Source organism: Paenibacillus sp. EKM10P, assembly GCF_011800655.1.
GTDB classification, from domain to species: domain Bacteria; phylum Bacillota; class Bacilli; order Paenibacillales; family Paenibacillaceae; genus Paenibacillus; species Paenibacillus polymyxa.
Genome location: NZ_JAALET010000020.1, coordinates 1 through 14,519, shown reverse-complemented (window position 1 = coordinate 14,519; position 14,519 = coordinate 1). Strand labels below are relative to the sequence as shown.

General features: G+C 40.4%; 2 protein-coding genes. Both read left to right on the top strand.

The genetic code is table 11. The features are described from left to right. Positions 1-441: 441 nt before the first annotated feature. Positions 442-9,081, top strand: coding sequence for a non-ribosomal peptide synthetase/type I polyketide synthase (locus HFE01_RS24860; RefSeq protein ID WP_167438745.1), 8,640 nt, complete (start codon positions 442-444; stop codon positions 9,079-9,081). Between the two features lie 42 nt (positions 9,082-9,123). Next, positions 9,124-14,519: non-ribosomal peptide synthetase (locus HFE01_RS24855; RefSeq protein WP_167442878.1), on the top strand; the 5,396-nt coding region annotated here is incomplete at its 3' end.

Genomic DNA, 14,519 nt, shown 5'->3' with positions numbered 1-14,519 from the left:
TCTGTTCAGAAACAAACTTTAGAAGATGAATAACGCTTTTCCAACAAACGTTTACATGAAAAAATCCGTTCGATACTTTTTTAGAATTCGACAGAAAAGGTGTTTTTTCAACAAAGGAGTGTTTAATCAAAGATCGAATATATAGAACTATGTCAAACTCTACAAAATATTGGAGGAAATGCATATTATGTACTCACCAGTCCGAAAGATAGAGAATGAGATGGGGAGAAATAGATTTTATGTTTTTAGTAAGAGGCTTGGTAGGGAGGTCAGACTTTATAATTCCCTTCAATATGATCATTGGGTATTAACTGAAACTGACCTTTCTGTCTTGGATTACTGTGAGAGGCCACATAAAATCACAGTTTCTGTGGCTGGTAAAGTTGATTATCAGACAAGCTATTCAAGAGAATATAAATAAAGTATTGGAGGTCGAAAGTTATGGATAAAATCGCCATTATAGGAATAGGATGCCGTTTGCCAGGAGGAATAAGGGGGCCTGAGGAGTTCTGGGAAGCATTGACTGCGGGAAAAGATATGACTTCCGATTTACCCGAAGGCCGCTGGGATTTAGAAAAGTTTTATGATCCTGACAAATCAAAGCCAGGCAAGCATTACACCTGTCATGGTGGATTTTTAGATAAAATAGATGAGTTTGACCCTTTGTTTTTTGGTATTTCTCCAAGGGAAGCGGCCTTTCTTGATCCACAGCAAAGACTGATGCTGGAGACATCATGGGAAGCAATGGAAGATGGAGGCTTGGATCCGGCCAAGCTAGCAGGAACCAATACCGGTGTCTTTGTAGCGGGCTTCACCCTTGACTATCAAGCAATACAATTTAAAAACGAATCGGTTGAAAGTTTAGATACACATTCGGCAACGGGTATGATGATGACAATGTTGTCCAACAGGATTTCATATATATATGATTTCAGAGGTCCAAGTTTGTCTGTAGATACAGCGTGTTCGGGCTCTTTGGTTGCAACACACCTTGCATGCGGGAGTTTATTGAATAATGAATGTAATCTCGCAATAGCAGGCGGAGTAAGTGTTATAGCTACACCTGAGTATACCATAGCGGAAAGTAAGGGTGGTTTTTTATCTCCCGATGGACGGTGCAAAACTTTCGATTCCAGTGCAAACGGTTATGCAAGAGGGGAAGGAGCCGGCGTTGTGGTTTTAAAACGCCTGTCAGATGCTATCGAAGACGGAGATAGGATTTATGCCGTAATAAGTGGATCGGGTGTAAACCAGGACGGCCACACAGACGGGATTACTGTTCCAAACGGGCAGGCTCAGGAAAACTTAATGAAGGAGGTATACAAAAAGGCAGGAATATCACCTTCAGATATAACATATATTGAAGCTCACGGCACCGGCACTCCGGTTGGAGACCCTATTGAGGCTAATGCAATAGCACGAGTGGTTTCAACAGACAGGCCAAAAGATAAAAAGTGTATTGTCGGATCTGTTAAGACAAACATTGCCCACCTTGAGGCCGCTGCAGGAGTTGCCGCACTGATAAAAGCTTCACTAATCATAAAGCATAAGCAAATACCTCCACATCTGCACTTTAAGAATCCAAACCCTAAAATTCCCTTTGACGATTTATGTATACGAATTCCTCAGACCCTGGAGCCTTTGCCGCAACCCGCATTGGTTGGCATAAATTCATTCGGTTTTGGAGGAACAAATGCCCATATCCTCTTGGAGGAAGCTACAGATCTCCAAAAAGAGGGTACTCCTGAAGTTAATGTAAATACCGGATGGCCATATATGATTCCCATATCTGCGCGCTCAGAAAAGGCGCTAAAAAACTATGCGCAAAAGTATGTTGATTTTATTAATGGAAGTGGAGAAAGTATTTCTTTATATGATATTGGAAGCATGATGAGCAAAAAGCGCACCCATCATGACTATAGACTAGCGGTTTCGGCATCTTCAAAGGAAGAACTTGCAGGAAACCTGGAAGCGTATATTAAAGGACAAGCACGCCAGGGGATGTCTGCGGGAAATGTTGAGGCAGGAAAGTACAATAAAGCTGTTTTTGTATATACAGGTATGGGGCCCATATGGTGGGCTATGGGCAGACAGCTCCTTGAAAAAGACCCTGTGTTTAGAAATATGATAGAAAAATGCGATAAACTTACACGTCAGTATGCTGGATGGTCTCTACTGGAGGAACTTCTCGCCGATGAGGAGAATTCACGTCTGGACCAGCCCCAGTTTGCTCAACCTGCCAATTTTGCTGTTCAGGTGGGTTTGACTGAAGTATGGAAATCCTTGGGTATTATACCCCATGCGGTGGTAGGACACAGTGTTGGAGAAGTGGCTTCTACATATGTTGCAGGAATTTACAGCCTTGAAGATGCCATGTTGGTAAGTATTCACAGAAGCCGTGCACAGCAAAAAGCAGTAAACAAGGGCACAATGCTGGCGGTAGGTTTACCAGAAAAAGAAGTTGTGGCCCTGCTGGATGAGAACATAAAAGGTGTTTCAATGGCAGCAGTCAATAGCCCAAATTTGGTAACTTTGTCAGGTGATCCTGATGCCCTTGAGCAGATCCAAAAACAGTTGCAGGATAAGGGGGTTTTTGCGCGGCTTTTAAAGGTCAATGTAGCGTATCACAGTTACCAAATGGAACCATATGAGCAGGAGCTATTGGAGGCATTAAAAGGAATAAAGTCCCAGCCTGCCGGGATACCGATATATTCCACGGTTACAGGGAAAATGCTGACGGGTACAGAGTGTGATGGACATTACTGGTATAAAAATGTAAGAGAGCCGGTACGTTTTGAAGCAGCAATGTATGAAATGATTTCGTTGAATTATAACTTATTTATTGAGGTGGGCCCTCACCCTGTTTTAGCAGCTTCTATTTCTGATTGTCTGTCAGCTAAAAACGTTGAAGGTAAGAAGTTGTTCTCTATAAAAAGAAATGAAAACGAACAGGTTTCAATACTGGAGAACTTAGGGAATCTATATGCACTGGGATACCCTATAGATTGGAACAAGATTTACCGGTACCAAGGTGAGTTTGTAAGTCTCCCTCTTTATCCATGGCAATGGGATAAATACTGGATGGAAACGCAGGAATCAAGTGAATTTAGGCAGGGAAAAAATAAGCACAAGTTTTTAGGACGCCGTTTGAAAACTTCCAGCCCTATATGGGAGATTGAACTTAATACTACCTATATGACGTATCTTTCTGATCATAAAATACAAGGTATAGAAGTTTTCCCCGGAGCAGGGTATGTAGAGCTGGGAATGGCTTGTGCCAGAAGCTATTTTGGAGAGGGTTTTTATACAGTTGAAGATATAAAGTTTGAAAATGCTTTATTTTTAAATCAAGGAGTATCACCTGTGGTGCAGGTGGTTTTGGATCCAAAAACCGCAAAATTCGAGATTTCAAGCAGGATACCGGGACAAGATAAGACTTGGACATGCAATGCATCCGGCACAATAAGAAAACGGCAAAACATAAAGATCACTGCTAAAGATGAGTTGATTCAAATACTTGGCAATTGTACCAAAGAATACGGAAAAGAAGTATGTTATAAAACCTTCTATCAAATGGGTTTCCATTATGGTCCTTATTTCCAAGGTATAGACAAGATATGGAAAGGTGATAACGAAGCTCTTGGCAGGATCGAGATCCCTAAAATACTGGAGATTGATAGCTCTATCTACGGTCTTCACCCGGCGGTATTGGACGCCTGTTTCCAGGTTACCATTGCGGCAGTTGCACCACTTAATGAAGATGAAAATAACGAAGGCCAATCATTCCTACCTGTAGGAATAGACAGGGTGCAGCTTTATGGAAGGCCGGAGCCTGTCATGCTTTGTCATACGCAGATGGTAGATAGGAAAGATAATAATTTTAACGCCAACATCCGTCTATATAGTGAGGACGGAAATCTAATCGCCGAAATACTGGGCATAAGAACTAAGGAACTTGGAAATAGTGGAGGGTCTGATGCTGGAAGAGTTAAGGATTATCTTTATGAGATAAACTGGGAGCTTCTAAAAAGTGAAGAAGTTGATACCCGCACAGCTGCTGCTAACTCTGGAGCATGGCTTATTTTTGTGGATCATAAAGCAGCAGGAAAAGAACTGGCAAATCTCCTTGAAAAAAGGGGAGAAGAATGCTTTATGGTATATCCTGGTGAGAATTTTGGTTGGCAGTATGAAGAGCGTGAGATATATATAAACCCTCGAAGCATTGAGGATCTTAGAGCGTTGTTTGATGAATTCTCAAAAATTAAAACGAAGCTAACAGGTATTGTATATATGTGGAGCCTCAATATCCTTGAGATCCAGGAAGTTAGCAATACAGCTATAGAAAAAGCTTGTTTTGAAAACCTGTTTGTATTAAAACACCTGGTACAAGCAACCACAAATCTGGGATTAAATTTTAAGCTGTGGGTTATTACAAGAGGAGCCCAAATGATCAACAGGGCTACTCCAAATTCTGCATTCTTACAGTCGTTGGTATGGGGCCTTGGCACCGTCATAGGTTACCATGAGTTGCCTTCAAATTGGGGAGGCCTTGTAGACCTTGACATAGAGGCCAATGCGGGTGAAATGGAAATGCTGTTAAAAGAAGTCTTAGGTAATGGAGAGAACCAAATTGCTTTCCGTAATGGGAATAGACTTGCAGCAAGAATCGATAAACTGCGGATTGATATGCAGCATCAAGTACCCGTACATCTTCGCCCCGATGGAAGTTATGTTATTACAGGTGCTTTTGGTGGCATAGGTATGATTACAGCCCAGTGGATGGTTGCCAAGGGAGCAAGACATCTGGTACTGCTTGGACGCGGAGAATTTCCAAAACGTTCTGAATGGAACAATGTAGAGCCAGGCATCAGCCTTGCAGAGAGGATTGAGTTTGTTCGTAAGCTGGAGTCCCAGGGGGCAACAGTATATATTGGATCAGTGGATGTAACTGATGAGGAAAAGCTTGCTGGATTTTTTAAAGATTTTGATAAGGAAGAAAGGCCTCCTATTCGAGGTGTTGTACATTCTGCTGGTATTACGGATGATCAATTTCTTGAGGTTAGTAAAGATGAGACTTTTTATAGGGTCCTTTCGCCTAAGGTAAATGGTGCATGGAACCTTCACCGTATGACAGAGGGGCGGCCTATTGACTTCTTTATTTTATTTTCTTCAGTTGCTTCTGTATTTGGTTCACCAGGCCAGGGAGCATATGCAACTGGGAATGCCTTTTTGGACTCACTTGCACATTACCGTTTATCGAGAGGACTTCCTGCACTGAGTATCAATTGGGGACCATGGTCAGAGGTTGGAATGGCTGCAAGGTTTATGGAACGTGATCCGGAGTATTATATACAAAAATCCATAGAATCTGTAACGGTAGAAAAGGGAATTAGGGCTATGGAGCACCTTGTTGGAGAAGCTGTTGCACAGTCTGTGGTTCTACCTATACTCTCGTGGCAAACGTTTGGGGAAAAATGGTTCTCACCCATGAGTTCTCCACATGTGCTTAAAACTCTTTTGCAAGATGAGTCAGGACAACAAGAGAATATAAATAAATCAAAGGTGGATGTTGATATCCTGGAGGATATTATTTCATCTCCAATACAGAGCAGGCAGAATATCGTTGAAATGCATATTAAAACAATAGTAGCGAAGGTTTTGCGTTATAATCCTGAGGATCTAAGTACCAAACAACCACTAACTGTTTTTGGGATGGATTCATTAATGGCCACCGAAATAAAAAACAGGATGGAGGTTGCCTTTAAAACGCCTGTTTCCATAGTAGAACTTCTTAAGGGTTCCAGCATATACGATCTTTCCGAGCAAATGATATCAAAGCTATACGGATCGGGAAAGATTTCAGAACAGGATTCCCTAAATATGGGTAAGGCTGAGCTTGAAAGAATACCTAAAGTTTCTGAAAAAGAGTACTATGAAACCTCATCTGCACAAAAGATGATGTATATCATTAATAATCTTGAGGGTAACAACATTGGGTATAACATACCTGTGGGAATTTTATTTGAAGGTGGGATTGAAAGGGTTGCCCTTGGGGAAGCATTAAAAACATTGATACAAAGGCATGAAGCATTTAGGACATCCTTTGAGATGATTGATGGGGAGCTTGTGCAAAGGATACAAGATGAAGTTGATTTTACTATAGAATATTTTGAGTCTGAGGAAGACGGAGTAGAGAAAATAATCGATGAATTTGTAAGACCGTTCGATTTAAGCAAAGCACCCTTAATAAGAGTAGGTCTTATAGAAATCCATGCTAGCAGGCAAATACTTTTGCTTGATGTACACCATATAGTCTCGGATGGAACTTCAATAATCAGGACTTTTGATGAAATAGTTTCTATATTAAGTGGTGAAAGCCTTCCGGCAATGGAGGTGCAATATAAGGATTTTGCCCAGTGGCAGAATGGCTTGTTTAGCACTGAGGTTTACAAAAAGCAGGAAGAATACTGGCTTAATAGGTTCAAGGGTGAAATTCCTATCCTTGATATGCCTACAGATTATCCTAGGCCTGTCCTTCAAAGCTTTGAAGGAAATAGGTTGCTATTTGATTTAGACAGTCATTTGATGGATAAATTAAATGTACTTTCCTCCCAAACAGGAGCCACCGTGTATATGATACTTCTTGCGGCATTAAATACACTAATGTATAAATACTCAGGACAGGAAGACATAATTATTGGTACTCCTATAGCGGCAAGAACTCATTTTGATACTGAAAGAATACTGGGGATGTTTATAAATACCCTGGCATTAAGGAATTTCCCAGAGGGAAATAAGGCCTTTACTGAGTTCTTGGAAGAAGTAAAAGAAAGCTCCTTAGAAGCATATGAAAATCAGGAATACAGGTTTGATCAGTTTGTGACAAAACTTAACGTAAAGAGAGATTCAAGCAGAAATCCTTTATTTACTGTTATGTTTAATATTGTTCCTTCTGATGAGCATATTATGGAACATCGTGGTGAATTAAAGTATTCCAAATATCCGGTTGAAAGTAAAACATCAAAATTTGACCTAACATTCCAGTTGATACCAGATGGTCATAATATAATATTATGGATGGAATATGCTACACGTCTGTTTAAGAAGGAGACGGTAGAAAGGCTTGTTCAGCATTACTTTAATATCCTTGAAGAGATAACCTCAAACCCTGAAAAAAAACTATCAGAAATCAATATGTTATCCCAAGAAGAAAAGGAGCGAATAATATACGGCTTTAACGATACGAAGGTTGAATTTGAACATCACCTGACGGTACACCACCTGTTTGAGCAGCAGACGAAAGTACGTCCAGACAATATAGCAGTAGCGTATGAAGGCCGTAGATTTACATATGGCCAGATCAACCAAAGGGCAAACAGGATAGCAAGGTACATGCTAAAGGCTGGCACTGGTAGAGAAGAAGCCGTAGTTGTCATGCTGGAGAGGGGACCCTTATTTGTAGAATCGGTACTTGGTATATGGAAAGCAGGGGGGGCTTACATACCTGTAAATCCAAAATACCCTACACAAAGGGTGCTTGATATATTTAAGGAATCTAAAGCTGCCTATGTGTTGACCTTATCAGATTATGTGACCCAGCAGCTTAGTGAGAACTATAAAGGCCGAATTATATACCTTGACCAGTGTGAAAAAGAGATTGAGGCTGAAAGTGGCGAAAACCTAGATCTAGATATAGACATAAATAGTTTGGCCTATGTTATATATACATCTGGTTCAACTGGTGTACCAAAGGGAGCTATGATAGAGCATCTTGGCATGATAAACCACATCCATGCGGAAATAAAGGAACTTTGTATAACTAACAACAGCATAATATCCCAGAACTCGCCTCAATACTTTGATGTATCTGTATGGCAGTTCTTTGCAGCCCTAACCATAGGAGCTCAAATTATCATCTATCCAGATGAAATAGTAAAGGATGTTGCAAGGTTTACGAATCGGATCATAGAAGATGGCATAACGGTCCTTGAGGTGGTACCTTCATACCTTGCTTTAATGCTTGAGTATGTGGAAAATACAGGGAATAAACCGGAAAAACTTCATTACTTGCTGATAACGGGAGAAACCGTAAAATCCGGCATAGTAAGGAAATGGTTTGACCTATGTCCAAATACTAAAGTAGTTAATGCCTACGGACCTGCAGAGGCAGCGGACGATATTACTCTATATACTATGGAAGCTGCTCATGAAGGAGAGAACATTCCTGTAGGCAAGCCTATACAAAATATGAATCTATATATAACAGATAAAAACATGAACCTGTGCCCTATCGGAGTAAAAGGAGAGATCTGCGTCTCTGGAACAGGTGTAGGAAGGGGTTATTTAAATGACCCTGAAAAAACAGCCCATGTATTCCTTGAAGATCCTTTCAGAGAAGAAAAGGGGATAAGGCTGTACAAAACAGGAGACCTGGGAAGATGGCTGCCTGACGGGAATATCGAATTCCTGGGCAGAATAGACCATCAGGTTAAGATCCGCGGATACCGAATAGAGCTTGGAGAAATAGAAGCTCAGCTTCTAAAACATTCTTCAATAAAAGAAGTTGTGGCAGCAACAAGGGAAGACCCCCAAGGGAACAAGTACATCTGTGCATATATAGTTGGAGAAAGTGAATTGACAATACCGGAATTAAGGGAGTATCTCTCCAAAGATCTGCCAGACTACATGATCCCTTCATATTTTGTACAGTTGGAAAAACTGCCTTTATCAGCGAATGGCAAGGTAGATAGAAATGCCCTGCCTGCCCCTGATGGAAATATTAATACAGGGGTAGACTATGCTGCACCATTCGGTGAAATTGAGGAGAAGCTTGTACTGATATGGAGCCAAATCCTTGGAGTCCAGAAGATTGGAGTAAATGATAACTTCTTTGAATTAGGAGGAGACTCATTAAAGGCAACCAATCTTGTATCAAGGGTTCATAAAGAATTTGACATAGAATTTGCATTAAAAGAAGTGTTTATGGGTCCTACAATTTCGGCAATAGCAAAAAGTATTAAAAATAGACTTAACGATACAGTGGAAATCGAAGAAATTTTAAGCATGATTGAAAATCTATAAATAGGAATTAAAAGAGATGAAATAGAGAAGAGGGACGAAGTTATGGATAATTTGATGAAAAGAATAGAATCTCTTTCTCCAGAAAAAAGAAAGCTATTTGAGACGATGCTAAAAGAAAAAGGAAAAGATGTTTCAAAATATACGCCAAATGCCTTTTCTGGAATACCTTCTGCCAGAGAGCAGGAATTTTACCCTATGTCATCTGCCCAGAAAAGGCTGTATATACTAAACGAGCTTGAAGGAGCAGGTACTGCATATAACATGCCAGGCGTCGTACTGCTGGAAGGAAACATTGATGCAGTACGCTTCGAACAGGCATTCAAGGAGCTAGTAAAAAGACATGAGGCTCTGCGCACATCATTTCATATGGTTGAGGGTGAACCAGTACAAAAGGTTCATGATTACGTGGATTTCAGTATTACGTACCTGGAACTGGATGAAGAAAAAGCAGCAGAAATAGTCAAAGAATTCATAACGCCCTTTGATCTTAGCCAAGTTCCATTACTGAGAGTAGGACTTGTAAAAACGAACGAAGACAGGCGTGTTATGATGTTTGACATGCACCACATAGTATCAGATGGTATATCAGTCAATATACTTATGAGTGAGTTTTTGGATTTGTACCAAGGGAAGACCCTTTTGCCACTACGGATACAGTACAAGGATTTTTCTGTATGGCAGAAGGAGATGTTTGCCGGAGACTCAATAAAGAAGCAGGAAGAATACTGGCTCCAGACATTTAAGGGTGATATACCGGTACTGGATATGCCTACTGACTATCCAAGACCGGCGGTACAAAGTTTTGAAGGAGATGCTGTAAGCTTTGAAATAAACCCTGAACTTTCAGTCAAACTAAATAAGCTTGCAACAGATAATGGAGCTACCTTATACATGGTACTGATGGCTGCATATAACGTACTCCTGTCCAGATACACTGGACAGGAAGACATCATAGTTGGAAGTCCTGTAGCCGGAAGGCCCCATGCTGACCTGCAGGGTATCATTGGTATGTTTATAAATACCTTGGCCATAAGGAACTATCCTGAGGGAGAAAAGACCTTCGTCCAATTCTTGCAGGAAGTAAGGGGAAATGCGTTTTTGGCTTTTGAAAATCAGAACTACCAGTTTGAAGAACTTGTAGAAAAACTTAATCTCATGAGGGACATGAGCAGGAATCCTCTTTTTGACACTATGTTTGCACTGCGCACTTCAAACAAGACAGAATTTGCAGCATCGGGTATAAACTTCAAACAATACAACAACTGGCTGGAAGGCAGAAAGGCAAAATTTGACCTTATGCTTGAAGTGGTAGAGGGTCAAGAAGGTATAACATTTAACCTTGAATATTGTACCAGGCTGTTTAAGAAGGAGACAATAAAAAGGTTTGGAACCCATTACATTACCGTTCTTGAAGAGATAACTGCATGCCCTGAAAAAAGGTTGTGGGAAATTGATGTACTGTTACAGGAAGAAAAACAGCAAATTCTATATACCTTTAACGCTACAGAGGCACAGTATCCTAAAAACAAGACTATCCATCAGCTTTTTGAAGAGCAGGCAGAGAAGAACCCTGATCATGTAGCTGTGGTATTTGAGGGTAAAAAGCTTACATTTAGTGAACTCAATAAAAAATCAAATGGGTTGGCCCATGTATTAAGGGCTAAAGGAGTCAAACCGGACAGTATCGTAGGTATTCTGGCAGAACGCTCACTTGAGATGATAGTAGCAATCCTAGGGGTATTAAAAGCAGGAGGGGCATATCTTCCCATAGATCCAGATTATCCTGAGGAAAGAATAAGTCATATGCTGGAAGACAGCCGGGCAGTGATCCTGTTGACCCAATCACATTTTATAGACAAATATACATCAATAGGTACAGTAATAAATTTAGAAGATGAGCAGGAATATTCAGATGAACAATATAACTTATCGGAGGTAAATAAACCTTCCGATCTAGCTTACTTAATATATACCTCAGGCTCTACAGGTAAACCCAAAGGGGCAATGATAGAGCATAGAAACATAGTAAGGCTGTTATTTAACAGTAAAATGCAGTTTGATTTTAACGAAAATGATGTATGGACTATGTTTCATTCTATGAGTTTCGATTTTTCCGTATGGGAGATGTACGGGGCGTTGTTATATGGGGGCAGATTGGTGGTAGTTCCTAAAATGACAGCACGCAGCAATGTAGAGTATCTGAGACTTCTAAGGAATGAGAAGGTGACCGTATTAAATCAGACACCTTCAGCCTTCTATAATATAGCCAATGAAGAAGTATCATATGAAGAAAAAGAACTTAAGATAAGATATGTCATATTCGGAGGGGAAGCATTAAAGCCTGCATTGTTGAAGGAATGGAGAAAGAAGTACCCGCAGACTAGACTCATCAATATGTATGGAATAACCGAGACAACAGTGCATGTCACATATAAAGAGATAGAAGAGGAAGAAATTAGATCTAATGTGAGCAGCATAGGAAGGCCTATACCAACCCTTACAACATATGTAATGGATAAGAACATGAAAGTTGTTCCCATTGGAGTAGCCGGAGAGCTTTGTGTAGGAGGAGACGGAGTTTGCAGAGGATATCTTGGAAGACCGGAGCTTACAAAGGAAAAGTTCGTTCAAAATCCGTACAAGCCGGAAGAGAGGTTATATAGATCTGGAGACCTGGTCCGGTTATTATCTGATGGAGAAATGGAATACCTGGGTAGAATAGACCACCAGGTAAAGATAAGAGGCTTTAGGATAGAGCTTGGTGAAATAGAAGCACAACTGCTAAAGCATCCTTCAATTGAGGAATCTTTAGTGATTGCAAAGGAAGACCATCAGGGCAGTAAATACCTGTGTGCATATATAGCGGGAGAAAATGAGCTGACAATATCAGAACTAAGGGAGCATCTCTTAAAAGAACTGCCCGAATACATGGTACCATCATACTTTGTGCAGCTTGAAAAAATGCCATTGACAGCTAATGGCAAGATAGACAGGAAGGCATTGCCTGAACCCGAAGGTAATATAAATACGGGAATAGAGTATGAAGCGCCTATAGGCGAATTTGAAGAGAAGCTTGCACTGATTTGGCAAGACATCCTTGGAATTAAGAAGATAGGAAGAAATGACAACTTCTTTATGTTAGGTGGACACTCTTTAAAGGCTACAAGCCTTGTAGCGAGAATTCACAAAGAGTTCAATATAGACATGCCTCTTAAGGAAATATTTAAGGCTCCAATTATAGCGGAAATAGCAAGGTATATGAAGGAAGCAAAGGAGAGTATATATCAATCCATCCAAACTGCTAAAGAGATGGAATACTACCCTATGTCATCAGCCCAAAGAAGGCTGTATATATTAAATCAGTTTGAAGGAGCAGGGACAGCATACAATATGCCAGGCAGCTTGCTGGTTGAAGGCAGTATTGATCTGGAGCTTTTTCAGAAGACCTTCCAACAGCTTATAAATAGGCATGAGACCCTTCGAACATCTTTCCATTTCATAGAGGGTGAACCCCTCCAGAAGATCAATGATCCTGTGGGTTTTAGTGTAGTGTATCTAGAATCTGACGAAGAAAAAGTGGGGGAAATCGTAAAAGAATTTATAAAGCCGTTTGATCTTGGAATTGCTCCGCTGCTAAGAGTAGGCCTTGTGAAAACGGGAAAAGACAAGCATGTCATGATGTTTGACATGCACCATATCATATCTGACGGTACGTCCATGGATATACTGGTACATGAGTTCATGGATATGTATGGAGGAAATAACCCTTCTTCCCTCCGTATACAGTACAAGGACTATTCTGTTTGGCAGAAGGAACTATTTGCTGGGGACAAAATAAAGAAGCAGGAGGAATACTGGCTCCAGGAATTTAATGGAGAAATTCCTGTGCTGAATATGCCAGTAGATTACCAAAGGCCTGCGGTTCAAAGCTTTGACGGAGGTTTTATCCGTTTTGAAGCAGGCAGTGAGCTTACGGGAAAACTTATTAAGCTTGCAAGGGATAATGGGGCTACTCTTTACATGACATTGCTTGCTTCATACAACATACTGCTGTCTAAGTATACGGGGCAGGAAGATATTATAGTGGGAAGCCCTATAGCTGGAAGACCTCATACAGATTTACAAGACATAATAGGTATGTTTGTAAATACTTTAGCCATGAGGAACTATCCCCAGGGAGAAAAGACCTTTGCTGAGTTTCTAAGGGAAGTAAGGGAAAACTCTATAAGGGCTTATGAAAATCAGGACTACCAGTTTGAAGAACTGGTGGAAAAGCTTAATGTAAAGAGGGATATGAGCAGGAATCCTCTTTTTGATACTATGTTTGTATTGCAAAATACCGGCTCATCAGAATTGAAGATAGATAGGCTTAAGTTTATACCCTATACAAATGAATTTAGAATATCCAAATTTGACTTGACATTAAATGCTCGGGAAACCCAGGAAGGTATTGCATTTGATTTGGAATATGCCACAAGGCTGTTCAAGAAAGAGACTGTAGAAAGGTTTGCAGCCCATTACCTTAATGTTCTGGAAGAGATAACGGTTTATCCTGGAAAAAGGTTGTCAGAAATTGATATGCTTTCACAGGAAGAAAAGCAGAAAATACTATATGACTTTAACGATACAAAGGTCCGGTATCCTAAGGATAAGACTATACATCAACTGTTTGAAGAGCAGGTAGAAAAGACACCCAATAATATTGCTGTAGTGTTTGAAGATAAACAGCTGACTTATAAGGAAGTAAACGAAAAGGCAAACCAACTGGCCAGAAAATTAAGAGAAAAGGGAATAAAACCTGATAGTGTAGTGGGAATTATGGTAGAACGTTCCCCGGAAATGATCATAGGGATCATGGCTGTCCTAAAAGCTGGGGGGGCTTATTTACCCATAGCTCCTGAATACCCTGAAGACAGGATCCAGTTTATGCTTGATGACAGTGGCAGCCAAATTATTCTGATACAGGATAAATTTATAAATGCTAAAGGTAGTTACAGAAATGCTGAATTTATTAGCATAGAAAATCAGGAACTATTTACTGGGGATGTATCAAATCCAAAGTTAATTAGTAAACCTGAAAACTTGGCTTATGTAATATATACATCCGGTTCTACCGGCAAACCCAAAGGGGTAATGATAGAGAACTACTCCGTAATCAACCGGATCAACTGGATGCAGAAGCAATACCCGATAGCTGAAGGTGATGTGATCCTGCAGAAAACTCCCTATACCTTTGACGTATCGGTATGGGAATTATTGTGGTGGAGCTTTACGGGGGCCAAAGTCTGCCTGCTGATACCGGGAGGAGAAAAAAATCCGGAAGAAATCGTGAAGGCAATCGAAAAAAATAAAGTTACCACAATGCACTTTGTACCATCCATGTTGAGTGTATTTTTAGAGTATGTAGAGGAAAAGGGGATAATAGAGGAAATAGCAAG

Coding starts and splice junctions, on each gene's coding strand:
- HFE01_RS24860 (WP_167438745.1), top strand. CDS start 442: ATGGATAAAATCGCCATTATAGGAATAGGATGCCGTTTGCCAGGAGGA.